General features: G+C 33.5%; 26 protein-coding genes and 2 pseudogenes. 15 read left to right on the top strand and 13 right to left on the bottom strand.

The annotated features are described in order from the left end of the window. Positions 1 to 451: 451 nt before the first annotated feature. The 8 genes from Anndu_RS10350 to Anndu_RS10315 all read left to right on the top strand — a co-directional run bounded on the left by Anndu_RS10350 (position 452) and on the right by Anndu_RS10315 (position 4333). A protein-coding gene (locus Anndu_RS10350; RefSeq protein ID WP_464104064.1) for an IS630 family transposase occupies positions 452 to 1478 on the top strand; the annotation gives its coding sequence in 2 pieces (ribosomal slippage) (positions 452 to 831 and positions 830 to 1478; 1029 coding nt in all). Positions 1479 to 1498: 20 nt separating this feature from the next. Further along, a complete protein-coding gene (locus tag Anndu_RS10345; protein WP_464101125.1) occupies positions 1499 to 1630 on the top strand; it encodes a hypothetical protein in 132 nt (43 codons plus the stop codon). Next, entirely contained in the window at positions 1627 to 2208 is a 582-nt protein-coding gene (locus Anndu_RS10340) for a helix-turn-helix domain-containing protein (protein WP_464101124.1), read from the top strand. Before Anndu_RS10345 ends, Anndu_RS10340 begins: the two co-directional genes overlap by 4 nt. 41 nt (positions 2209 to 2249) lie before the next feature. Continuing rightward, positions 2250 to 2396, top strand: a complete 147-nt coding sequence (locus tag Anndu_RS10335; RefSeq protein ID WP_464101123.1) for a hypothetical protein — start codon at positions 2250 to 2252, stop codon at positions 2394 to 2396. 3 nt (positions 2397 to 2399) lie between these two features. Then, a complete protein-coding gene (locus Anndu_RS10330; protein ID WP_464101122.1) occupies positions 2400 to 2609 on the top strand; it encodes a hypothetical protein in 210 nt (69 codons plus the stop codon). Next, positions 2606 to 2941 carry a hypothetical protein gene (locus Anndu_RS10325; protein ID WP_464101121.1) on the top strand — a complete coding sequence of 112 codons (336 nt, stop codon included), beginning with the start codon at positions 2606 to 2608 and terminating at the stop codon, positions 2939 to 2941. The genes Anndu_RS10330 and Anndu_RS10325 overlap by 4 nt, the downstream gene beginning before the upstream one ends. Before the next feature lie 2 nt (positions 2942 to 2943). Next, on the top strand, positions 2944 to 3351 hold the full coding sequence (locus Anndu_RS10320; RefSeq protein ID WP_464101120.1) for a hypothetical protein: 408 nt from the start codon (positions 2944 to 2946) through the stop codon (positions 3349 to 3351). Between the two features lie 106 nt (positions 3352 to 3457). Then, positions 3458 to 4333 (top strand): DUF3854 domain-containing protein, encoded by an 876-nt coding sequence (locus Anndu_RS10315; protein WP_464101119.1) that lies wholly within the window; start codon positions 3458 to 3460, stop codon positions 4331 to 4333. A 50-nt stretch (positions 4334 to 4383) separates the two neighbouring features. Here Anndu_RS10315 and Anndu_RS10310 read toward each other — a convergent pair. Beyond that, positions 4384 to 5813, bottom strand: a pseudogene (locus tag Anndu_RS10310) (NF041680 family putative transposase). Positions 5814 to 5983: 170 nt separating this feature from the next. On the opposite strand from Anndu_RS10310, the gene Anndu_RS10305 reads away from it, so the two are divergent. Beyond that, positions 5984 to 8110, top strand: a complete 2127-nt coding sequence (locus Anndu_RS10305; RefSeq protein ID WP_464101118.1) for a hypothetical protein — start codon at positions 5984 to 5986, stop codon at positions 8108 to 8110. Positions 8111 to 8208: 98 nt separating this feature from the next. On the opposite strand, the gene Anndu_RS10300 is transcribed toward Anndu_RS10305, so the two are convergent. The 6 genes from Anndu_RS10300 to kdpA all read right to left on the bottom strand — a co-directional run bounded on the left by Anndu_RS10300 (position 8209) and on the right by kdpA (position 14066). Continuing rightward, positions 8209 to 9288, bottom strand: a complete 1080-nt coding sequence (locus tag Anndu_RS10300; RefSeq protein ID WP_464104072.1) for a sensor histidine kinase KdpD — start codon at positions 9286 to 9288, stop codon at positions 8209 to 8211. Between the two features lie 8 nt (positions 9289 to 9296). Next, positions 9297 to 9848: a K(+)-transporting ATPase subunit C gene (gene kdpC / locus Anndu_RS10295; protein WP_464101117.1), complete on the bottom strand. Its 552-nt coding sequence runs from the start codon at positions 9846 to 9848 to the stop codon at positions 9297 to 9299. A gap of 4 nt (positions 9849 to 9852) precedes the next feature. Continuing rightward, the gene (gene kdpF, locus Anndu_RS10290) at positions 9853 to 10101 is read right to left on the bottom strand and encodes a K(+)-transporting ATPase subunit F (RefSeq protein WP_464101116.1); all 249 of its coding nucleotides are present in this window, start codon (positions 10099 to 10101) and stop codon (positions 9853 to 9855) included. A gap of 10 nt (positions 10102 to 10111) precedes the next feature. Then, on the bottom strand, positions 10112 to 10261 hold the full coding sequence (locus Anndu_RS10285) for a hypothetical protein (protein ID WP_464101115.1): 150 nt from the start codon (positions 10259 to 10261) through the stop codon (positions 10112 to 10114). Further along, complete coding sequence (gene kdpB / locus Anndu_RS10280) at positions 10248 to 12311, bottom strand: potassium-transporting ATPase subunit KdpB (RefSeq protein ID WP_464101114.1); 2064 nt, start codon at positions 12309 to 12311, stop codon at positions 10248 to 10250. Before kdpB ends, Anndu_RS10285 begins: the two co-directional genes overlap by 14 nt. Positions 12312 to 12386: 75 nt before the next feature. Continuing rightward, positions 12387 to 14066: a potassium-transporting ATPase subunit KdpA gene (gene kdpA / locus Anndu_RS10275; RefSeq protein ID WP_464101113.1), complete on the bottom strand. Its 1680-nt coding sequence runs from the start codon at positions 14064 to 14066 to the stop codon at positions 12387 to 12389. Between the two features lie 202 nt (positions 14067 to 14268). Here kdpA and Anndu_RS10270 point away from each other — a divergent pair, with 202 nt between their 5' ends. Both Anndu_RS10270 and Anndu_RS10265 read left to right on the top strand, forming a co-directional pair. Continuing rightward, positions 14269 to 15339 carry a sensor histidine kinase gene (locus Anndu_RS10270; RefSeq protein ID WP_464101112.1) on the top strand — a complete coding sequence of 357 codons (1071 nt, stop codon included), beginning with the start codon at positions 14269 to 14271 and terminating at the stop codon, positions 15337 to 15339. Positions 15340 to 15377: 38 nt separating this feature from the next. Continuing rightward, positions 15378 to 16028 (top strand): response regulator, encoded by a 651-nt coding sequence (locus Anndu_RS10265; RefSeq protein ID WP_464101111.1) that lies wholly within the window; start codon positions 15378 to 15380, stop codon positions 16026 to 16028. A gap of 61 nt (positions 16029 to 16089) precedes the next feature. Here Anndu_RS10265 and Anndu_RS10260 read toward each other — a convergent pair whose 3' ends face one another. From Anndu_RS10260 to Anndu_RS10250, 3 genes and pseudogenes are all read right to left on the bottom strand, one after another. Then, positions 16090 to 16347 carry a hypothetical protein gene (locus Anndu_RS10260; RefSeq protein WP_464101110.1) on the bottom strand — a complete coding sequence of 86 codons (258 nt, stop codon included), beginning with the start codon at positions 16345 to 16347 and terminating at the stop codon, positions 16090 to 16092. 141 nt (positions 16348 to 16488) lie between these two features. Then, positions 16489 to 17945, bottom strand: a pseudogene (locus tag Anndu_RS10255) (NF041680 family putative transposase). Positions 17946 to 18067: 122 nt separating this feature from the next. Continuing rightward, positions 18068 to 18655: an AAA-like domain-containing protein gene (locus tag Anndu_RS10250; protein ID WP_464101109.1), complete on the bottom strand. Its 588-nt coding sequence runs from the start codon at positions 18653 to 18655 to the stop codon at positions 18068 to 18070. A gap of 153 nt (positions 18656 to 18808) precedes the next feature. Here Anndu_RS10250 and Anndu_RS10245 point away from each other — a divergent pair, with 153 nt between their 5' ends. After that, a complete protein-coding gene (locus tag Anndu_RS10245; protein WP_464101108.1) occupies positions 18809 to 19129 on the top strand; it encodes a helix-turn-helix domain-containing protein in 321 nt (106 codons plus the stop codon). Next, on the top strand, positions 19126 to 19797 hold the full coding sequence (locus Anndu_RS10240; RefSeq protein ID WP_464101107.1) for a transposase family protein: 672 nt from the start codon (positions 19126 to 19128) through the stop codon (positions 19795 to 19797). Before Anndu_RS10245 ends, Anndu_RS10240 begins: the two co-directional genes overlap by 4 nt. A gap of 127 nt (positions 19798 to 19924) precedes the next feature. On the opposite strand, the gene Anndu_RS10235 is transcribed toward Anndu_RS10240, so the two are convergent. From Anndu_RS10235 to Anndu_RS10225, 3 genes are all read right to left on the bottom strand, one after another. Next, positions 19925 to 20728: a DUF6816 family protein gene (locus Anndu_RS10235; protein WP_464101106.1), complete on the bottom strand. Its 804-nt coding sequence runs from the start codon at positions 20726 to 20728 to the stop codon at positions 19925 to 19927. A gap of 39 nt (positions 20729 to 20767) precedes the next feature. Beyond that, the gene (locus Anndu_RS10230; RefSeq protein ID WP_464101105.1) at positions 20768 to 21094 is read right to left on the bottom strand and encodes a 2Fe-2S iron-sulfur cluster-binding protein; all 327 of its coding nucleotides are present in this window, start codon (positions 21092 to 21094) and stop codon (positions 20768 to 20770) included. Between the two features lie 74 nt (positions 21095 to 21168). Continuing rightward, on the bottom strand, positions 21169 to 21654 hold the full coding sequence (locus Anndu_RS10225; protein ID WP_464101104.1) for a cupin domain-containing protein: 486 nt from the start codon (positions 21652 to 21654) through the stop codon (positions 21169 to 21171). Between the two features lie 20 nt (positions 21655 to 21674). On the opposite strand from Anndu_RS10225, the gene Anndu_RS10220 reads away from it, so the two are divergent. After that, positions 21675 to 22661: an aldo/keto reductase gene (locus Anndu_RS10220; protein ID WP_464101103.1), complete on the top strand. Its 987-nt coding sequence runs from the start codon at positions 21675 to 21677 to the stop codon at positions 22659 to 22661. A gap of 75 nt (positions 22662 to 22736) precedes the next feature. Next, positions 22737 to 22991 carry a hypothetical protein gene (locus Anndu_RS10215; RefSeq protein WP_464101102.1) on the top strand — a complete coding sequence of 85 codons (255 nt, stop codon included), beginning with the start codon at positions 22737 to 22739 and terminating at the stop codon, positions 22989 to 22991. Positions 22992 to 22994: the final 3 nt, after the last annotated feature.

Here is a 22994-nt window from a genome sequence, read left to right as displayed (position 1 = left end):
ACATTGTGGCAAAACTGCTGTTCAGTATATCATGGTTTGGTCTATTACTGAACTTCCCCCTAAGAAAAATAACAAAAACCCTGAGCGAAGGTAGTTTCAGCGATTTTTAACTACCTATTAATGGATACATTTTTTGGAGAGGGATTGTGGTGAGTGGTTGAGGCGATTACCCTCTCGATCATTATATCCTAATCAACACTCAATTAATGTTAAGAAATCGTTATAATTACATGGACACAGAAAAAGGAGTAGTTGATTCGTAACAAATTTACAATGACAAATAATTAGTCACCTGTCAATTGCCAAATTATAAGTACCTAAGCAAAATTAATTACATATTCCGTTCCTAATAAATCAAGGACTTTTTTTAGATAGTTATAGCAATCCTAAATAGGTCATAACAGATATAATATTAATTATAATCTAAATTCAAGGAAAAAAAATGAACATTATTTCTGAGTTAAATGATTTTATCAATCAAACAAAAGAGGCTAAAGAAATAAAAAGGGCTTTAGCTGTCAAAATGATTTTAGAAGGAAAATCATACCATGAAGTAAAAGAATTATTACAAGTTTCTCATAGCTTTATTAGTATGTGGAAAAATCAAGCTCTTTTTTGTGGAGTAGAAAGCTTGAAATTACAGTTTAAAGGAACTAAAAGTGAATTAAAACCAGAAGAAAAAGACCAAGTTATTAATTGGTTAAGAGAGCAAGAATATTTAAGATTATCAGATTTAAAAATTTATTTAGAGCGAGAATATAATATTATTTATAAATCCAATCAAAGTTATTATAGTTTGCTCAAAGAAGCGAAAATAAGTTGGAAAAAACTCAAAAAAGAATCCGGCTAAAAATGACGAATTAGTCGAAGCTAAAAAAAAAGAAATCAGTGAAAAATTAGAGATTTGGAAAGAAGAAATAGAGAGTGGAGAGCTTGTAGTGTTTATGATTGATGAATGTCATTTACTTTGGGGAGACATTTTAGGTTATGTTTGGGGAAGAACAGATCAAAGAATAGAAATTCCCATTAAAAATGAAAAAAGCCGACAAACTTATTATGGGGCATTAGACTATCAAACTAAAGAATTTATTGTCAAAGAATATGAAAGTGGAAATACAGAAAATACGATCAAATTTATCAAGTATTTACTATCAAAAAGAAAAGGAAAAAGATTAGCAATATTTTGGGATGGAGCAACCTATCATGACTCAAAAGAATTTAGGGAGTATTTAACTATAATAAATCAAGATTTATTGGAAGAAGAATGGTTAATTACTTGTCATAAATTTGCCCCTAATGCTCCAGAACAAAATCCGGTAGAAGATATTTGGCTACAAGTGAAAAATTTTATTAGACAATTCTATCATTTATGTAAATCATTTAAAATAGTAAAGTGGCTATTTAAGTTTTTTGCGCATGGTCAAATATTTGATTTCCCCAAACTTTATCAATATGGAATTTTGCCACAACCTATTTAGGATTGCTATACTAAGACGCTATGCTGACAAGATTTGTAGCGATTATGGCATTAGCCGTAGTTGCCAATATGGTGATCTGCTTTTTGGCTTTTGCCGAACGTGGATCCGGCCGTGACTCTTGTAAATCTTCTCAATGTGAGGTGAAACGATGATCAGAAGCTTAGGCTATTACAGACTGAAGCATTTTGGCTGTAACCGCCAACAATTTTCAGAACTAATTAGAGCCTCATCGAGAACAGTTGATGCTTGGGAGCGTGGGGAGGAACTACCCTCTCCACGCCGTTTAGAACAATTAGCAAAATTCTTTGATGAAGATTTAAAAATTTTCAGTGAAGATTTAGCCAAATTTGCCGAACTTTCAAGCATTGAAAGAATGGAATATTTCAGGAAACAAATTAAAGCAGAAAAACGCAAAAACTTTCCGAACAAAGAATTTTTAAGAAAAAGAAATCTTGAGTATAAGCGGAAAGAGCAACCCACGAGATACATTGATGTAGAGGCTAACACAGCCATTACAAAGATTATCGCAAATGGGAGAAAAGCCAAGCTTAGTTTAACAGAAATAATCGTGCAGATTAGAAAATCAAACCCCTTTGATCCAAAGAATAAAAACGGCATAATCCGTAAATATTCAAAAATTTGGAAAAAAGAGATTCAAAAAAGAGTTGAAAGATTAGTTAATCATTCATCTTTTCTTGAGGGCGATCCAAAAAGAGGGAGGTTTTTATGATGAAATATAAACCGCATTCATGCCCTAAATGTAACGGTGAGATGCTAGTCAATACCTTTGACAGCAACGAATACCCCGATTATTACCAATGTTCACAATGTTTACACTGTGAAGATTTTTATATCCCATTTTCTGAACCATTAGAGGAATGGGAATTAGAAATTAACCTTGATGAAATTCCTTATTAACCTATGGATTTAAAAAAATTTTACGACAGATTACAAAACCTTAACCAATCTGTAACAGAGCTTTCTGAAGACGTAGCGGATTCAGAAGATTCAACAGTTAACAGTTATTCAGATGAAATTGATGATCTTCTTTTTGAAGTCGAGTTGGTCATCAATGCACTTAAAAACTTTCACAAAGAAGCCTTGAAAGAGGCGGGAGTAGAGATTTTATGACGCACATTCTTATTAAGATATTGAAACCTTATTCTCATAAAACCGAAGATTATGGCCTAGTTTTTGAGAATCAAGAAAACCATAAACACGCCGGAATAGCCATTAAAGACATCAAATCATGGATTTGGAAAAGTTCAGATAATGCAGAAATCAAATTCATTGATAGCAACGCTCAGGAAAACGTGATTCTGCTTAATCAATCAAGAGTTGATCTTAATGTTTTAAAGGCAGAAGGAATGTATTTAAGACATCGTACTCAAACGATGGGAGGAATACGACAAGGGCTAATGTCCACTGGATTATTCACACAAAATAACTTATTTGGAGTTTAGCCATGATCATCGAACTTAACAACATTTTTGAGAATAGCAAAATCAAAGTTGAGGGAGAAATCTTCAAACAAGATTTAGCTCTATATTCTCAAACTTACCAAATGAAAAACGGCAAAGAAAAGTTAATCAATCACTGGCACATGATCGCCCACATTCCCACCGGAATAGTTCTAGTCAATCAGGCTAAGGAATTAGAAGAAAACGGCAGAATGATTAACGACCGTCAAATGCGCAAAATTGCCGAAACATTAGAGCCATTTGTTTTTGGGGATAGCCCACAGCAATTAAGCAAAGATGTGGAGGCTCAAAATTGGATTTATAAAAGCATTTGTAGCTATGTTTCCGAAATTGTTAACAGCGTCTTAGAACAAAAAGAGCTTGAATACTCAAATTCAAGCCCTAACAAATAAATTCAAATAACTTAATTTAACCCTAAAAATGCAATTCCCTCTCGATTTTTTTCGAGAGGGGTTGACACTACAAAAACTCTATTTTATCCACCGGAGCATGAGATTTATGAATACTAGAAATACTAGATTAGCACAAGAAAACCCTAAAATGCAAGTTTTAAGCGATGCCCATTTACAAGAATTACAAGAATCAGGCTTAACAGAAATTCCCTCAAATTATGTTTCTTTAAGTGCAAAAGAAGCTAAAGAATTAACAGGTTATAGCGTTGATGGATTAGCAATTTATTATCATCAAAAAGACGGTAATCGCTTCTTTTACAAGAAACACGGCAACAAACAGCAGAAAATGTTTGTTAGATTTAAGCCAAATTGGAAAACAGCAGAAACCGCTTATCGTGAAAAATTTGAAGATGAATCGGGAGAACTTCCCAAATACTTAACTCCCAAAGGTGCAGGTTGCCGTCCTTATTTCAGTCAATTTGTGAAAGATTGGGAATTAAAACTTAAAAGAGCTAAAGAAGAAATTGACATTACTGAAGGTGAGAAAAAAGCCGATAAAGCTTGTTTAGAAGGGTTTACCACCATTGGTTTAAGTGGTGTAACTTGCTTTATGGACAAACGGATTCAAGAGCCAACATTTGATAACGCCCAAGGATCTCAATGGGATGTTGAGGAAGTAGAAGAACAGGTTAAGCCTGAAAATTCTAGCTTTTTACCAGAATTAGAAGAAATTAAATGGGGTAATCGTAGCGTTGGGATATGCTATGACTCTGATATTTTACGCAAATTATCTGTCCAAAGAGCTTTATTAAAATTATTTACGGAATTGAAAGGAAGAAACGCTTTTCCCTTCCCTATCTTTCTGCCATGTGAATTAGACGGCAGAAAAAACGGCTTAGATGACTTTTGGACTTTGGACAAAAAGAAATTGGTAGAGGTTAAAATAGAAGATAAAAAAATAGACAAAGTAAAACTAACCTAAAATAATTTTAGGGGAAAAAAGATTAATTAACAGTCGTTTCTAACAGCAATTTAGCTATTTTGTTGACATTTTTGATTCTTTTTTATAACCTGATAACGTGGTCTTTTCACTTGTATTTCACCTTTTTCCGTCCAGAAGAATAACCACGGGGTTTGGGAAAATTAGAATTGATCTCAATGGTGCTAATAATTCTATAAAAGTCTCTCTGAACAGCACTGGGGTAATCTTACTCTCACGAAAATTAGGCAAATATTTCTCCCAAGGGCGGGGTAAGCAAACAGCTAAATTCCTTGCATTCCACAATTGAATATAAGCAATTAAAATTAGGTTCATCCAGTTTTCTTCATAACTTGTATGAGAGGTTAAATAGTCGTTCATTAATAATCTTTGTTTGCCAAATCGAAAAAGTGTTCCAAGTCAAAACGTTGACGATAAGATTGATAAATTTCAAGCAAAGTTAATTCGTTACGGCGTTTACCAATGGCAATTAACCACATTGGTTTCCAAATAGAATTACCTTCTTGATCAGTAACAGTAATTTCCAATAATGTAAAGGGATAATCATGCAATTTATGTTCCTTTGTTCCCTTCATTAACATATTATTCCAACCCTTAATTTTGACATTTAATAATTTACCACGTTTCGTAGTAAAATTAGTTTGAATTAAATCATCAGGGGGATGCCAAGAAGTTGAATCTTTTAAATCAAATTTATCACCATACCAACGTGGATGTCCACTTTTTAACTCAGAAGAATCTTTGACAAAAGGACGAAAAAAAACACGATTACTTTTAACTCTGGTGACAACAAGTCGATCTTGATTAAGAACTTGTTTGCCAATAAAATCTTTTTGACTATAAAGACAATCTACGACAATAACTGATAGAATTATCTTAAATAATAATGAATCTGTCAAAACTTTATTAATCTGTTTATGAGCAACAGAAACATCTTTTTCATCGCTTTTTACTCGTTGAACTGATAAAGGAATTGTCCAAGAAGCATCACAATTAGATATTTTTTCAGGTAAGTAAAAAGCCAAGAATAAGCATGACCAATATTGATGGGTTTATTGCCTTTAATACTGTTAGGTTGATGAATAAACGTTTTATCAGATACAGTAGGAGAAAACTGGCGTGAATTAGGGGTTACATCAATGCCAAATAGATGAAACTTTCGCTGATTATTTTGAGGAATACTCTCTAAAATAATCTTAGATATTTCGGCTTTATTTGTGATTTGTGATTTCTTTTTTCCCGCTTTATTAAAATCAGCAATTGCTCGATAAATACTTTGGTATTTATGTTTAAATAGAGGATTTAAACTTAATTCCACGACTGTTTTAGCATCTTGATTACTACTAAGAGCATCGAGTAAATTCATCAAGGCATCTTTTCTTAAACCAAGACTTTGATATAATCGTTGACGACCTTGAATAAATTGTTCAACTTCTTGGTAATTTTTATTTTTGATTTTCATATTATTTTGAATAATAAACTATCTATTTATTCTAATCTATAGAACAAACTTGTTGAGAAAGAAAGTTTATTATTTGACATTATGCTATTAGACAATATTCAATTTCTCTTAATATAAATATCTTATTTTAATTTTTTCGGTCTGATGTGAGCTTCATTAAATCTAATTTTTTGTCCAAAGTCCAATCTTTACCTAATGGTGAAATTCAGGAGTTTCAAACTTTACGTTTGGCGATCGATCCTAGACGGCTTAACCAAGTTACTCAATTTTTGGATTCTTACTCGGTTAATTATCAACAAATTCCGGTGGAGCATCCTGAAATTGAACCGGAAACTCAACGAGGTTATGTGGTTTTACGCATGATTAAGGATGAAATACCCTCTGATTTACAGGCTAAATTAGATGCTAAGTTAGGACAACCTTTGGACGCTAATGTGACTAATTTTAATACTTTGAGTCCCTATCATCAAAAACTTGAGCAAATTCCCCTGAAAAGCAACGATGAAGTTAGAAGGATGAACGAGGAAAAAGAGGTTAATTCATCCCTCATACCTCATCCTTCATCCCTTCCCATGCGTGTTTTACCGACGGTATTATCAGTAGAGGAATATGAGTGGCAACGTCCTGATGGTTCAATGAGTTCTGCAATGACAACTTTAAGGTTATCCCTTGATCCTACGAAAACTGATATTACTCAATCATGGTTAGAAAAACAAGGTATTACTTTTGAAAAGGCTACTCATACAAAGGATATTGAAGCTGAATCAAAGCTTGGTTATGATTTAATTCGTTTAAATCCTGATTCAATTTCTCCTCAATTTCAACAACTTTTAGAGGGCAAATTTGGTTCTTCTTTAGATGCAACTAACCTTGAAGGCAGTTATTACAAGGCTTTGGATGTTATTAAACGAGGTGAAAGAGTCAATCCTCATCCTTCAGAATTACCTCAAATTTCCGGTAAAATAGTGTCTATGAACTATAATCTACGGTTACACGGTGAAGAAAATTCCTTACCTGTAACGACTACCATTGAGGCAATGAGAGGTTATGGACGTACTCACACCACCCGTAATTTTGAACCTTACAAAGCTTATTGTTTTCAAGAGGGGGATCTAGCGATCGCATCTGATGGTAACAAACAAGTTGCTTTTCGGGTAGGCAAACAATATCAGATTACACCTGAGATGATCCATGATCCTAACTATCGTCAACATTGGGCGAATGTTGAAAAGCATAGTTCACAGGAATTAGACACCTTTCAAGGTAAATCTAACGTTTGGGGCTTAGAAATGCAACCTTTAGGGGATTATGTGGATGGTAAAATTGTTCCCTTTCCTGAAATAGGCAATAGTAAAAAACTGGTCACTGGTCACTGTTCACTGGTCACTGAAAAAAATCCTCTGGCTAACTTACAACCTCTTAATTCCTCTGTTGCCCGTCATCAGGTTAAGGATGTGGCAATGGCAGAGGTAGCGACTCAATTTATTGGTTATTCATCCGCACCTCCTCACACTTCTTCTACTACCCGTAATTATCAACAGGCATGGGGTGATCGAGCCAATACAGGGAATTACAGCCCTTCTGATCTGATTATGGTTTCCGGTTCTGGGCCTTGGCGTGGTGTTACTAATCAACAAATCCAAACTACTTTTGATACCCATTATCAACCTCTTTTAGATCGGGCGATCGCTGCTAAAGCTCAGTTTGTGGTAGGTAATGCCCAAGGTACAGACCAGTTAGTACACAATTACCTTACCCAAAGAGGTTATCAGCTTAGTGATACAGGGAAAAGTTATTCGCACCTTGTGCCTTCAAGGGAACTTAATTTCCCACAAAACAATATGCAAAATCAAGAAAAACTGGTCACTGGTAACAGTTCACTGGTCACTGAAAAGCCATCATCCCTTAAAAATCTACCTTTAAACCTTGAATTTATGACAAATAACTTAGCAATCCAACAAGAACGCACAGACACCGTTGCACCCATTGTAACGGCATTCCTTGAAGCCAATCAAACCCATCATTTAGAGGGTAAATTTTATACTGCCTCATGGGACGGACAAAAACTCAGTTTAATTGATAATCAAATCCAACAACCCATTATGATTGCCTCTTATCAAGGGCGAAAAGATGATGGTAATGTGATTTGGCAATCTGAGCCTTTACCACAAGGGAGTTTAGGTTTAGCTGAAAAAGACGTTAAAACCTTTGTGGAGATGGTTCCGGCGATTAAACAAAAGATTTTAGACAATCATTTACAACAGAAGAAACAAGCCTCTGTTTCCGTTGAACATTAATTTAAAAAGACATCAATTCTATCACGAATTGATGTCTTTTTATTTAATAAAAATCTAATTGTTTGATAAAGGACTAGAGTCTTATATCAAGACACAAATTATTTTTCTGTACCAATAATATGTAAATCAATCTGTCTTTTAGCAATAAATTTCATAATTTTTTGGGTAAAAGAACCTTGAAAAAGTTGTTTCCAAAAAGACTGTAAACTTTCTCCAATGACAATTTGGGTAATTTTTTCTTGTTGAGCAATATCGGCGATCGCTCTGGGGACATTATAACTTTGAACTCGTAAAAAATTACCTCCAAAATCTCGACAAAGTTGTTGACAAGTTTCAAGATGTAAAGCTTCAGTTTTAGTTAAAAAATGATCAGGATTTTCGACAAATAAAATGAAAAGGGGTGCATTCATATAATTAGCTATTCTCGCCCCTCTACGCAATAAACGCAAAGAATTTGGATAGGTAGAAACACAAACTAAAACTCTTTCTTGAATAGGGCAAGTTTGTGCTAAAAATAATGATTGTTCACCATCATCTTCTACCGTATTAGCTACTTCTCTTAAAGCTAATTCTCTTAATGCAATTAAATTTCTTCTTTGAAAAAAGTTGGCTAAAGAAGTGTTAATTTTGTCAGGTGCATAAATTTTCCCTTGTAATAATCTTTCTTCTAAAGTTTCTGCTGTTACATCTACTACTACTACCTCATCCGCTTCTTCTAATAGGCGATCAGGGATTCTTTCCCTCACAATAACTCCTGTGATTCTCGCTACTAAGTCATTTAAACTCTCTAAATGTTGAATATTAACAGTTGAATAAACATCAATACCCGTCTTTAAAATTTCTTCCACATCCTGATAACGCTTTTCATAAGTAGAGCCGGGGATATTAGTATGTGCCAATTCATCAATCAGAGCTAACTGAGGTTTACGCTCAATAATTGCCTGAGTGTCCATTTCTGTTAAAATCAGATTATTGTGAGTTACTGAGAGCCGAGGGATAATCTCTAAGGTCTTTGCTTTATCGGCTGTTTCTTGACGATTGTGAGTTTCTAAAAGCCCAATTACCACATCAATACCCTGTTTTTTTAGATTTTTTCCCTCTTGTAACATTTTATAGGTTTTTCCCACCCCCGGAGCCATCCCGATAAAAATTTTATGTCGTCCACGTTTTTCTAACATCATTAATTTTAGAGGAGATCGAGTGCTAAATTTAATTTTAAAACATTAATTCTTGGTTCACCGAAAATACCTAAAAATCGCCCTTCAATCTGTTGTTTAATCAGTAATTCTAATTGATTTTTGTCCAATTTTCTTGCTTGGGCAATACGATTAATTTGATTTTGAGCAGACTGAATACTAATATGAGGATCTAAACCAGATCCTGAACTATAAATAAAATCAGCAGTAGGTTGAATCTGATTATTTTTTAATAGGTCAATTTGAGCAACAACATTATTAGTTAATTGTAGATTACTGGGAGCTAAATTACTAGCACTTGAAATACCACTATAATTATTAACACTGGGGCGACTCCAAAAATAGCGATCGCTGGTAAAAGATTGACCGATTAAAGTTGAGCCGATCACCACATTTTGGTCATTTTTAATTAAACTACCATTAGCTTGAAAAGGGAAAACTAATTGTCCAAAACTGAAAATAATTAAAGGATAAATTACGGCAGTAATTAACCATAAAATTAAGGTAACACGAAAGGCTTTTAAAATTTCTCTTAATAACATAACTTTAAAATTTCTCTGGTTGAAAAATAACGATAAAAAGATAAATAAATAAACTAAAAGTAACTAATCCTAATAAGACTAAAGCATAGGATTGACCTTTAGTTAAAACTGCACCTGTAGCACTATAAACCGCCGGAGCGATCATAATATTAATAATTAGAAGAATTAACAGGTACAGAGGTAATTTTTTCTGACGGAATTTTGACAAAATTTCGGTAATTGTTTCCATTGATTTTAAATAATTTGTCTTCATAATTAAAAATTTAATTGGTGAGAGTTAATAACGGATGCTCCTCATAAATACCTGCACGACTAACAGCATAATCAGAAAGAAAAGGTAGATGATCGCCAACTTCAATTAAAATTTTTTTGCGTCTTTGTGCCTTGGCGAGACATAAATTAAACCAACCCAATACTACTAATTAAAACATCAATCAATTTAATCGCAATAAAAGGAGCAATAACCCCTCCTAAACCATAAATTAAAATGTTTCTTTGTAATAATTGATCGGCGGTTAAAGGTCTAAATTTTACCCCCGTTAAAGCAATGGGAATTAAAACCGGAATAATTAACGCATTGTAAATTAAAGCTGATAAAATTGCTGATTGAGAACTACTTAATCCCATAATATTTAATTTACTAATACCAACTCCGGCAAAAATAGCAGGTAAAATAGCAAAATATTTGGCTACATCATTGGCGATCGAAAAAGTAGTTAAAGCCCCCCTTGTAATTAATAATTGTTTACCAATGGTGACAATATCAATTAATTTAGTAGGATCAGAGTCCAGATCCACCATATTAGCCGCCTCTTTTGCCGCCTGTGTACCTGAGTTCATCGCTACCCCCACATTAGCCTGAGCTAAGGCAGGAGCGTCATTTGTTCCATCCCCTGTCATTGCAACTAACTTCCCTTTTGCCTGTTCAGTGCGAATTACCTCTATTTTATCCTCTGGAGTAGCCTCAGCAATAAAATCATCAACTCCGGCTTCTGAGGCTATGACTGAGGCGGTAATAGCGTTATCTCCCGTTAACATAATGGTACGAATACCCATACGACGCATTTGATCAAAACGCTCTTTGATCCCCGGTTTAATAATATCTTTAAGATAAATTACGCCGTAAATATCACTACCCTGACAGACGGCTAAGGGTGTACCCCCTAAACGGGAAACCTGCTCATAAGTCTCATCTAAGTTACTCGGCAGTTGTCCTCCTCTCGATCGCACAAACCCTTTAATAGCGTCTACCGCACCTTTGCGCACCTCTAAGCCATTTGGTAAATCTGTCCCACTCATCCGAGTACGAGCGGAAAATTCCACACCAGTGGCGGTATCGGTATCAAAATCGAGAGCTACGCCCAAATTATTAGCTAAACTAACGATCGAGCGACCTTCGGGAGTTTCATCAAAAAGACTGGAAATGAGGGCAATTTTCGCCACTTCTTCCACACTATGACCATTAACGGGGATAAACTCCTCTGCTAAACGGTTTCCTAACGTAATTGTACCCGTTTTATCCAATACTAAAGTATTAATATCACCACAAGCCTCCACCGCTCTCCCTGACGTAGCGATGACGTTAAATTGGGCAACTCTGTCCATTCCGGCAATACCGATCGCACTTAAAAGTCCGCCGATGGTAGTGGGAATTAAAGCCACTAATAAAGCCACTAAAACCGCCACTGTCACAGGGTTTTGCACATAATTAGCAATAGGGGTAAGGGTGGCGATCACGATTAAAAACACTTGTGTTAACACAGCAAGTAATACCGTTAAAGCGATCTCATTAGGGGTTTTGCTCCTTTCCGCGCCCTCAACGAGGTTGATCATCCGATCAATAAAACCTTGTCCCGGATCCGCCGTAACCCTGATGGTTAACTCATCTGAGAGAATACGAGTCCCCCCCGTAATGGAACTCGCAATATCAGTCCCCGGTTGCTTCAAAACAGGAGCAGACTCCCCTGTAATAGCCGATTCATCTACCGAAGCCATCCCACCAATGACTTCACCATCCGCCGGAATAATATCACCTGCGATCACTTTAATAATATCACCTCGCTTTAAACTGGTGGAGTTGACTTCCTCAAGAGACTCATCAGGTAAAATTTTCCGCGCGATCGTATCACTTTTAGTAGCCCTTAAAGCATCCGCTTGAGCTTTACCTCGCCCTTCGGCCACTGCTTCCGCAAAATTAGCAAATAAAACCGTAAAAAATAAAATTACAGTAATTAAAGCATTAAATAAGATTTGATTAGACTGAGTAACATTACCAAATAAATTAGGATTAATCGTAACTAAAGCAGTAATAATTGTCCCAATCCAAACTAAAAACATCACAGGATTTTTAATAGCATGACGTGGATCTAGTTTGAGAAAAGATTGTTTAATTGCTCGTTGATAAAGGCCTTTATTGGTGGCTTTAGGAGTGTGTTTTCTTTGGTATCTTAATAATTTTCTCATAATTTAATTTGTGTTGACAAAGGTTTAATTTATTTCTCGCAAAGTAGCACAAGACGCTAAGATTTTCTACTCATTTTACCCTCCTAAATTAAAACCTTCGGCAACGGGGCCTAATATCAAGACAGGGAAAAAGGTTAACGCTCCTAAGATTAAAATTACTCCGCCTGTGACGGTGGTAAATAAAAGGGTATCGGTGCGTAATGTGCCTGTGGTCTTTGGTACTGGCTGTTTACGGGAGATATTATCTGCTAGTAATAAGAGTGATATGATGGGAATATATCGCCCCATTAATAAGACGACGCTACAACTTAAGTTCCACCAGAGGGTATTATCTCCTAATCCTTCTAATCCTGAGCCATTATTAGCGGCGGCGGATGTATACTCATAAATGACTTGGGTTAAGCCATGAAAACCGCTATTACTTATTCCTGCTAATGTTTCAGGGAATGCTAAGGTAATGGCACTAGGTATTAAGATGGCAATGGGATGAACTAAGAGGATCACACTAGCTAAAATAATTTCTTGTTTTTCAATTTTTCTCCCTAAAAATTCTGGTGTTCTTCCTACCATTAATCCTGTTAAAAAGACGGTAAGAATTAAATAGATAAATAAATAGGCTGTTCCTGTGCCTTGTCCTCCCCAAATTATTTGTAAAAATAAACTAAATATTGTGCTAAAACCGCCTGACGGCATCAAAGAGTCTAGCATTCCGTTAACTGCCCCGCACATGGTGGCGGTGGTGGCGATCGCCCATAAAGCCGTTTGTGACCAGCCGAAACGCACTTCTTTTCCTTCTAAATTAGGCTGTTGTCCTCTGATTATATTATTAATTAATTCGTTTCCGTTATATTCACCAACTGCTGTTATAGTAATTAAAATCAGAAATAAAATTAATACCAGACTAAAGATTAACCATGCTTGACGTTTATTTTCAGCAAAAATTCCATAAGTATAAATTAAAGCGGTGGGAATACTCAGCATTGCTACTGTTTCAATTAAGTTAGAAAAGGGAGTAGGATTTTCAAAGGGATGGGCAGAATTAGCACCAAAAAAACCTCCGCCATTTTCTCCTAATTGTTTGATGATTTCAAAATGTGCAAGGGGGGCAACTGGTATCATTTGTGATGATCCCTCTAAAGTATTTATGGTAATAGGAGAAGCCCAAGTTTCAGGCACACCTGTCAAGATTAAAATTACAGCACCAATCACAGAAATTGGTAATAAAATTCTAGTAATAGATTTAATTAAGTCTACATAAAAATTACCTAATGGTTTTCCTGTTAAACCTCTAATAAAAGCTATTCCAACTGTTAAACCAGTGGCGGCGGATGTAAACATTAAAAAACCTAAACCTAAAACTTGAGTGCTATAACTTAAAGTAGTTTCTCCTGTATAATGTTGTTGATCTGTATTAGTTAAAAAAGAAATAGTTGTATGTAAAGCTAAATCCCAACTAGGTGCATTTATTTGATTAAAATTAAAGGGTAATAATGGTTGTATGATTAAGATTAAATAAACCAAAAATCCCATAATTAAATTACTAATTAATATATTTCTGGCATATTGCCAACCCGTCATACTTTCTTGATTACGAATTGACATTAAAATATAAAGTTTTTGTTCAATATCATTAAAAAACGAATCAAAAACAGTCTTTTTCTCTAAAAAAACATTAGCAATATAATTCCCTAATATAGGTGTCAAAATACTGACAATCATTAGAGTTACAATAATTTGAATAAAACCTTCAAACATAAAATTAATATTTGCATAAATTATCTAAACAATGTTACAACAGTAATTAGTAAATTAACATTTTATTTGTTTAAATTTCTGTTTATTTTTTGTTTAGTTTAGAGCTAAACATGATCTAAACAAACTTAAACAATCAATAAAAAAACTTTGTGCCTTTGCACCTTGGCGAGAAAAATTAACTATCATCTCAAATTCTTAACTTATGATATTAACCAAAAAAGTATCTAAAGCAACTTTAATTATTGTCTTATTTTTGATTGTTTTTATCCTTGAATTAATGACACCTCCTGCTTATGTTTTTAGCTATTTATATACAGGATCAATTTTATTAGTCAATAATTATTTTGGACGAAAATTAACCATTGTTATTACTATAGTTACGGTGTTTATTACTTTACTTAATTTATGGTTTCCCTTAGCTGAAATTAACAATTTATCAACGATTGCTAATCGTTTAATTGCTGTATTTTCTTTAATTGTTACTGCTTGTTTATCAGAGCAAAATCGTTATCATCAAGAAAGATTAATTCAACAACAGTCTTTATTACAATCTCAAGAAAAATTAGTGCGCTTAAAACAAGATTTTGCTTCCACTTTAACCCATGATTTAAAAACGCCTTTATTGGGGGCGATCGAAACGATTAAGGCTTTTCAAGAGCAAAAATTTGGGGGGGTTACTTCTGAGCAACAGAAAGTTTTAAATACCATGATTCGCAGTCATCAATCTAGTTTACAATTAGTTGAATCTTTATTAGATGTTTATCGTAATGATTTGGAGGGTTTAAATTTAGATTTAAAACCATTAGATTTAACAGTTTTAATTGAAAATGTGACTAATACTTTAGCTGAATTAGCTAACTCTAATCAAGTCTATCTGGCTATTAATTTTGGTGAGTCTAATTTTCGTCAATCTTTATGGGTAAATGGTGATGAGTTTCAATTACAACGGGTTATGATTAATTTATTAGTTAATGCTATTAATCATTCTCGACGGGGCGATCTCATTGAGATTATTCTTTCTTCCCAATTTAATCAACAAACTGTTAAAATTTTAGATCAGGGAGCGGGTATTAAACCGGAAGAATTTTCTTATTTATTTGAGCGTTTTTATCAAGGAAATAGCGATCGCCAAGCTAAAGGCACGGGGTTAGGTTTATATCTTTGTCGTCAAATTATTGAGGCTCATGGTGGTAAAATTTTAGCGGAAAATAGACAGCCTTCGGGGGCAATTTTTGGCTTTATTTTGCCCCGTTTATGTCACAATGATGGTTAACTTTTTCTCGCAAAGGTGCAAAGTCGCAAAGGGGTTTTATGGCTGATTTAAAAATTTTGTTGGTGGAAGATGATGAGTTATTTCGTCTTGGTTTATCAGTAAGATTACAACAGGAAAATGATTTTAAACTGGTGGCTGAAGCTGAAGATGGTGAAACGGCGGTAGAATTAACTAATCGTTATGCTTTAGATTTAGTCTTATTAGATGTGGGTTTGCCTAGAATGAGCGGTTTAGAGGCTTGTCAACGCATTAAACAGCAACATCCTCACTTACCGATTTTAGCTTTAACTTCACACTCTGAATCCTCTTTAATTAATCGTTTAATTGAAACGGGCATTCAAGGTTATTGTTTAAAGGGGATTCCTGCCGAAAAGTTAATTTTAGCCATTCGCTCGGTGGTTGCTGGTGCTTCATGGTGGGATCACCGTGCCACTCAAGAGATTTATTCTGTTTTTAATCACTCTATACCTCTTAAAGATAATCTGATTAATACTTTAACCAAGCGAGAAAAAGAGATTTTTCAGTTAATGATTGAGGAAAAAACCGATCAGGAAATTGCTCATTTACTCTATATTTCTACGGCTACGGTGCGTGTACATATTCATACTATTTTACAAAAGTTAAAAATCAGCGATCGCCATCACGCTGTTTTGTTATTTAAAACCCAGATTCCCCATTTCAATTCATAGTATAAAAAAATACACAAACAACGAAAAAATAAGTAGAAATACTCAAATAATCTTAAAGATATTATCTCTTTCTTTTCTTTTTCTTCTCAGTGGCAAAATAAACACCTTCTTCAGCTAAAAAACGCTGTCGAAAACGTCTTTTTGCCATTTGTTGAGCCTCAGCAAAAGTCCATTGTTTCACTTTCGGTAATGGTTCAACTTCTTTTAATACTTCTAAAAATTCATAATTTCCTGTTAATTTAGCAATCACTTGAGCAATTTCTAAACAACATCTTTTCGGATATTTTACCACTTGTTCCTCCGCAAATCTAATCACCACCCAATTACCATTTAAAAAGTATTGATTACGGTTATAATCTTTATTGGACTTTGGACAAAAAGAAATTGGTAGAGGTTAAAATAGAAGATAAAAAAATAGACAAAGTAAAACTAACCTAAAATAATTTTAGGGGAAAAAAGATTAATTAACAGTCGTTTCTAACAGCAATTTAGCTATTTTGTTGACATTTTTGATTCTTTTTATAACCTGATAACGTGGTCTTTTCACTTGTATTTCACCTTTTTCCGTCCAGAAGAATAACCACGGGGTTTGGGAAAATTAGAATTGATCTCAATGGTGCTAATAATTCTATAAAAGTCTCTCTGAACAGCACTGGGGTAATCTTACTCTCACGAAAATTAGGCAAATATTTCTCCCAAGGGCGGGGTAAGCAAACAGCTAAATTCCTTGCATTCCACAATTGAATATAAGCAATTAAAATTAGGTTCATCCAGTTTTCTTCATAACTTGTATGAGAGGTTAAATAGTCGTTCATTAATAATCTTTGTTTGCCAAATCGAAAAAGTGTTCCAAGTCAAAACGTTGACGATAAGATTGATAAATTTCAAGCAAAGTTAATTCGTTACGGCGTTTACCAATGGCAATTAACCACATTGGTTTCCAAATAGAATTACCTTCTTGATCAGTAACAGTAATTTCCAATAATGTAAAGGGATAATCATGCAATTTATGTTCCTTTGTTCCCTTCATTAACATATTATTCCAACCCTTAATTTTGACATTTAATAATTTACCACGTTTCGTAGTAAAATTAGTTTGAATTAAATCATCAGGGGGATGCCAAGAAGTTGAATCTTTTAAATCAAATTTATCACCATACCAACGTGGATGTCCACTTTTTAACTCAGAAGAATCTTTGACAAAAGGACGAAAAAAAACACGATTACTTTTAACTCTGGTGACAACAAGTCGATCTTGATTAAGAACTTGTTTGCCAATAAAATCTTTTTGACTATAAAGACAATCTACGACAATAACTGATAGAATTATCTTAAATAATAATGAATCTGTCAAAACTTTATTAATCTGTTTATGAGCAACAGAAACATCTTTTTCATCGCTTTTTACTCGTTGAACTGATAAAGGAATTGTCCAAGAAGCATCACAATTAGATATTTTTTCAGGTAAGTAAAAAGCCAAGAATAAGCATGACCAATATTGATGGGTTTATTGCCTTTAATACTGTTAGGTTGATGAATAAACGTTTTATCAGATACAGTAGGAGAAAACTGGCGTGAATTAGGGGTTACATCAATGCCAAATAGATGAAACTTTCGCTGATTATTTTGAGGAATACTCTCTAAAATAATCTTAGATATTTCGGCTTTATTTGTGATTTGTGATTTCTTTTTTCCCGCTTTATTAAAATCAGCAATTGCTCGATAAATACTTTGGTATTTATGTTTAAATAGAGGATTTAAACTTAATTCCACGACTGTTTTAGCATCTTGATTACTACTAAGAGCATCGAGTAAATTCATCAAGGCATCTTTTCTTAAACCAAGACTTTGATATAATCGTTGACGACCTTGAATAAATTGTTCAACTTCTTGGTAATTTTTATTTTTGATTTTCATATTATTTTGAATAATAAACTATCTATTTATTCTAATCTATAGAACAAACTTGTTGAGAAAGAAAGTTTATTATTTGACATTATGCTATTAGACAATATTCAATTTCTCTTAATATAAATATCTTATTTTAATTTTTTCGGTCTGATGTGAGCTTCATTAAATCTAATTTTTTGTCCAAAGTCCAATAAACGATAAAATTTAGATTGATCTACCCGTTGATTATAACAAGCACGAATTAAAGCAAAAAAATCATCAACTTTAAAATTTAAACTAATGATACTATCAATTTCATCAATAAAAATTACAATATTTTCTGTGATTAAATCTAATAATATTTCTAAAAATTTACCGAATCTTTGAACCGTAGATAATTTGTCATTTTCTTCCCACCATTGATCCACATCAAAATCATCATATAAATCAAAACTATTAATAATTGTATCTATTAAACCAAAATACCATTCTTCTGGATTAATATTACTTGTACCGATGCTTGTAATATCAATAGAAGCACATTTTATTCCTTCATTTTGTAAGCGTTTCATTGTTTGTACTCTTAAAGAAGATTTACCCATTTGACGACTATTTAAGACATAACAAAACTCGCCATTTTTAAGGGCATAATATAAATCTTCATCGGCTTTTCTTTTAACATAAGTGGGGGCATTTATGGGTAAACTTCCCCCCACTTGATAGTTATAATTAGACATAATTAGTTCAAGATATAGTCAGAGAGAGAAACGACGCAATCTCTATCAGGTTATTTTGATTAAATTTTATAATTAATTAGACATCTCTATAATATAATATAAATAAAAAAATTAAGCTATCATCAACAAAAATTTTAAGGAGAAATAGCCAAAATGAGTAATTATACTTGGCAATATATTCAAGATCACAAACAAGCAACTAAAAGATTATTAGGAATTAATTATGAACAATTAGAACTGCTAATCGCACATCTTTTGATCTTGGAGAAACAAGCAAAAGAAGAATCCGAAAAACAAAAAACTAGAATTATCAATTCCGGTGGTGGTAGAGAGAGTAAGCTTTCAAAAGAAAACCAGATTATTTTGACTTTAATTTATTTAAGACATCACCTGAGTTTTCAACTATTAGGTATCATCTTTCAAGTAAGTGAATCAACGGCGAATAATTTGTTTGATTATTGGCAAAAATTATGAGAGAAGCTTTGCCATGCTCTTTACTAGAACAAGTAAAAAAGTCCCCAGAAAAAATAGAAGAAATGTTGGAAAAATTGAAGGAAAATGAATTATTAGTAGATAGTGAAGAACAGCCAAGAGAAAGACCTTTAGACTATCAAGAACAGAAAAAATATTATAGTGGAAAAAAATGTGAACATACTTTTAAAAATCAATTAATTAGTCTTCCAAAAGGCCGAGATATTGTGGATGTAGTGGCGGGAAAACCAGGGCCTTCAAGTGATATTAACATTTGTCGTCAAAATCTCAAGAAGTTTGGGATAGATCAAAGGTTTAAAGGGGATAAAGCTTATGTGGGAGAGCCACAAATTATTACCCCGAAGAAAAAACCGAAAAAAGGAGTATTAACTCAGGAAGAAAAAGAAGAAAATAAAAAGATTTCATCGGTCAGAATATTTATAGAACATTTAATTAGAATCATAAAAATATGGCGAGTAGCAAGAGAAAGATTTAGATTAAGAAAAGATAAATATCAGTCAGTATTTTTAACAGTTTGTGGGTTAGTGAGATTAAGAATTGAGAGTTTAGTTTTAGAAATAGTGAAATCATCGTCATCAAGTGAAGTAATTGATGTTTTAATCAGTCATACTTTTGGGACGAAATTAGATTTAGAGGAAATTTTGACGTGAAATTAACTTTACGGCGATTGATTGCTGAGTGCTGATTAAAGATGAAACTGTTACCATATAAGCTTTATCAGTTATTGGAGATGTCTATTATACCCACCTATTTATATTTTATTAAAACTTTCTCATTTTAACTGTTCAGAGGCGATAAATTTAAGTGATAATTGTATAAAGCAACGGGCTTATTTTGATATTTAAAATAATTGGGATCTTGGGGTGATAAATAAATAGAAGTAATTTGTTTTGCCTGAATATTGCCTGAAGGTAAATAATAATAATCGGTGGTAGTTTCCACTTCATTAAGATAAATTTCCGCTTTTCCTCTAAATATTTGTTGGGTAATTTCAATGGTTAAAAATTCTTGATCAGCAATAGTTTCTGTTAATCTTCCTGTAATATTAGAAATTAATTGTGTTCCATCTTTAAAGGTGGTAATTTGTTGATTAGGATTGTTAGAATCAACTTTCACTGTTAAAATATTTTCTTTGCCTAAATAAGTTTCTGCTATTTGTAAACCGTTAAAAGCTCGATCGGCAATAATGGCATTTTTATTAGTAATTAAAGATGGTAACAAATACTGTTTTTCACTGGTAAGAAGAGTGGGAATATATTGAACTTGAAAATTAATTTTTTGGTTTAAATATTGACGATTTCCCTCAAAACCCGGACTAATAAATTCAGGTGCTAAAGGTGCTACCATCTCAATTAAGGTACTTTCCACATTCCATTTTCCCGCAAACCATTGGGGGAAAATTAAATCTCCTTTAGCTATGTTTACTGTGGGTTTATTCTGCCAATTTGGATAATGATTGACTCGCTCTTTGATGGTTTCTGCGATGGCAATTTGACTATTAAAATTGAAGACTAAACATACACATAGTAAGAAATTAATGAGCTTAAAAATTACTTGAATTAAGGATGATTTGATCAGCATTTGTGATGAGAATTAAATTAAAATTTTATAATAATTAAATTACCAAATATTCGTATCACCTTGCCCCCAAAAACCGTCATATTTTTTAATAATTACATCATCTAAAACTTGAGTTTGACAGGCTAAACGCAGTTTTTGCTCAGGAGAATGGGGCGGTAAAGATAGTCTTGTTTTTTCTTTCCAATTAATTTGGGAAACTTCCCCTTCAATCATCACGGCACAAGTGCCACAAGTGCCGATTCCTCGACAATTAATCCATTTTGATTTACCATTATGGAGAGGAATCTTATTTTTGAGACAAATTTGACGAAGATTATCCCCTTTTTCACAGGTGATTATTGTATTTCCGGCAGTAATTTTTGGCATAATTTCTATTGTTAATTAAGGATTATTTTACTATTATAAACTAAAATAGAAATTTTAGTCTGATGAATTTAATTTTAACTATTTAATCTTTTAATTATCTCTTGATGTTGAGGAAATCTTTGGCTTAATTCTTGTGCTTTAAACATGGAAAAATCCTCAAATAAAAATCCGGGTGTCACTAAACAACTCACTAAAGAAAAAGAATTATTCTCCACCACTTCAGCCCCAAAAATTACCCCTGCTTTAATTAAAACCTGTGGTAATTGTCCATTTTCTACTTCAATTACTAATTTTAAAGTGTTGAAATTACCCTCTAAGTCAATGGTATGAATTAACAGAGATGAACCATAATGATAAAACCAAATTTCATCGGAAGTTAAACAATGAAATTTAGACACTTCTCCCGATTTTAAGAGATAATAAATTGTGGAAGCAAGTCCTCTTTTTTGGAGAAAATCATTAGGACATTCTTCATAATTTCGATAAATTTCTTTAAAATAACCCCCTTCAATATGGGGTGAAAGATTTAATTTTGTAATAAAATAGTCAGCAGTTAACATATTATTTTAAAATAAATTCAATGACAAATTTTTCACCATTTTCTTTAACTTTTCCTGTGCTTGGTTGTGGCACATGGGCTTGGGGTAATCGCTTTTTATGGGATTATAACCCCCAAATGGATCAAGAATTACAAAAAGTTTTTAATTTTTTGGTGGATCAGGGGGTGACTTTTTTTGATACGGGGGACTCCTATGGTACGGGTGTATTAAAAGGACGTAGTGAAATTCTCTTAGGGCAGTTTAGCAAAAATTATGGGGGCAAAAACAAAGATCGTTTAATTTTAGCCACCAAACTCGCCCCTTACCCTTGGCGTTTAACGCCTCAAGTTATGATCAGCGCCGCCCAACAGTCAAGCGATCGCTTGGGTCGTCCGATAGATTTAGTACAATTGCACTGGTCAACTCGTAATTATTTCCCTTGGCAGGAAAAGCCCTTATTAAGGGGTTTAGCCATGCTTTATCAACAGGGGTTAGTTAAAGGGGTAGGTTTATCTAATTTTGGCACAAAAGGGTTATTAGAGGTGGATCAGTGGTTTAGGGAATGGGGTGTACCGATTGTGAGTCTTCAGGTACAATACTCGTTATTATCCACTACTCCGGTTAATGAGTTGGGAGTGAAGGAAACCTGCGATCGCCTTGGGATTAAATTAATTGCCTATAGCCCCCTTGCCTTGGGCTTATTGACAGGAAAATATCGAGTGGGGGGAGTTTTACCCAAAGGGGTCAGAGGAAGCACCTTTAAACGAATTTTACCGCAAATAGAACCCCTTTTGAAACTATTAGAAGAAATAGCCCAACAACGTGGCAAAACAATGGCTCAGGTGGCTTTAAATTGGTGTTTAGTGAAGGGAACAATGCCTATTCCGGGTGCTAAAAATTTAGCCCAAGCTCAAGAAAATTTAGGGGCTTTAAATTGGCGTTTAACTTCAGCAGAAATGGAAGAATTAGACACAATTAGTAGTACAATTAAGGGTAAAATGGTACAAAATCCTTTTCAATCTAAATAAATTTAAACTGTTAGTTATTAATTGATAATTAATAATTAATTTTCTTTTTTATACTGAATTATTAACTATTAAATAATGCTGAATTTTAATCCCACAATTCTTGACTCGATCGCTAATTATCATTTATTAAAAATTCAATATCCTAACCAAAAAATTCAATATATTTTAGCTTTATATTTATCAGGAAAAGACTTATATACTCAAAGCGAATTTCCTTATCAAATTCTTAAAGTTAGTGATGAACCTTTTAATTTACCATTAATAGAAGAATGTCAAAAAATACATCATCAATTGATAATTGATAATGGTTTAACTTATCACTCTTTTTAAGTA

This window comes from Annamia dubia NIES-4383 (assembly GCF_055394725.1).
This window is presented reverse-complemented; position numbering and strand designations above follow the sequence as displayed.

Bases quoted from the DNA above. Each gene is read 5' to 3' on its own strand.
- Anndu_RS10230 (WP_464101105.1), bottom strand. From the start codon at position 21,094: ATGCCAAAAATTACTGCCGGAAATACAATAATCACCTGTGAAAAAGGG.
- Anndu_RS10250 (WP_464101109.1), bottom strand. From the start codon at position 18,655: ATGTCTAATTATAACTATCAAGTGGGGGGAAGTTTACCCATAAATGCC.
- Anndu_RS10245 (WP_464101108.1), top strand. From the start codon at position 18,809: ATGAGTAATTATACTTGGCAATATATTCAAGATCACAAACAAGCAACT.
- Anndu_RS10320 (WP_464101120.1), top strand. From the start codon at position 2,944: ATGATCATCGAACTTAACAACATTTTTGAGAATAGCAAAATCAAAGTT.
- Anndu_RS10330 (WP_464101122.1), top strand. From the start codon at position 2,400: ATGGATTTAAAAAAATTTTACGACAGATTACAAAACCTTAACCAATCT.
- kdpC (WP_464101117.1), bottom strand. From the start codon at position 9,848: ATGTTATTAAGAGAAATTTTAAAAGCCTTTCGTGTTACCTTAATTTTA.
- Anndu_RS10270 (WP_464101112.1), top strand. From the start codon at position 14,269: ATGATATTAACCAAAAAAGTATCTAAAGCAACTTTAATTATTGTCTTA.
- Anndu_RS10345 (WP_464101125.1), top strand. From the start codon at position 1,499: ATGCTGACAAGATTTGTAGCGATTATGGCATTAGCCGTAGTTGCCAAT.
- Anndu_RS10265 (WP_464101111.1), top strand. From the start codon at position 15,378: ATGGCTGATTTAAAAATTTTGTTGGTGGAAGATGATGAGTTATTTCGT.
- kdpF (WP_464101116.1), bottom strand. From the start codon at position 10,101: ATGAAGACAAATTATTTAAAATCAATGGAAACAATTACCGAAATTTTG.
- Anndu_RS10225 (WP_464101104.1), bottom strand. From the start codon at position 21,654: ATGTTAACTGCTGACTATTTTATTACAAAATTAAATCTTTCACCCCAT.
- Anndu_RS10215 (WP_464101102.1), top strand. From the start codon at position 22,737: ATGCTGAATTTTAATCCCACAATTCTTGACTCGATCGCTAATTATCAT.
- Anndu_RS10235 (WP_464101106.1), bottom strand. From the start codon at position 20,728: ATGCTGATCAAATCATCCTTAATTCAAGTAATTTTTAAGCTCATTAAT.
- Anndu_RS10315 (WP_464101119.1), top strand. From the start codon at position 3,458: ATGAATACTAGAAATACTAGATTAGCACAAGAAAACCCTAAAATGCAA.
- Anndu_RS10335 (WP_464101123.1), top strand. From the start codon at position 2,250: ATGCTAGTCAATACCTTTGACAGCAACGAATACCCCGATTATTACCAA.
- Anndu_RS10300 (WP_464104072.1), bottom strand. From the start codon at position 9,288: ATGTTAGAAAAACGTGGACGACATAAAATTTTTATCGGGATGGCTCCG.
- Anndu_RS10220 (WP_464101103.1), top strand. From the start codon at position 21,675: ATGACAAATTTTTCACCATTTTCTTTAACTTTTCCTGTGCTTGGTTGT.
- kdpB (WP_464101114.1), bottom strand. From the start codon at position 12,311: ATGAGAAAATTATTAAGATACCAAAGAAAACACACTCCTAAAGCCACC.
- Anndu_RS10240 (WP_464101107.1), top strand. From the start codon at position 19,126: ATGAGAGAAGCTTTGCCATGCTCTTTACTAGAACAAGTAAAAAAGTCC.
- Anndu_RS10340 (WP_464101124.1), top strand. From the start codon at position 1,627: ATGATCAGAAGCTTAGGCTATTACAGACTGAAGCATTTTGGCTGTAAC.
- kdpA (WP_464101113.1), bottom strand. From the start codon at position 14,066: ATGTTTGAAGGTTTTATTCAAATTATTGTAACTCTAATGATTGTCAGT.
- Anndu_RS10325 (WP_464101121.1), top strand. From the start codon at position 2,606: ATGACGCACATTCTTATTAAGATATTGAAACCTTATTCTCATAAAACC.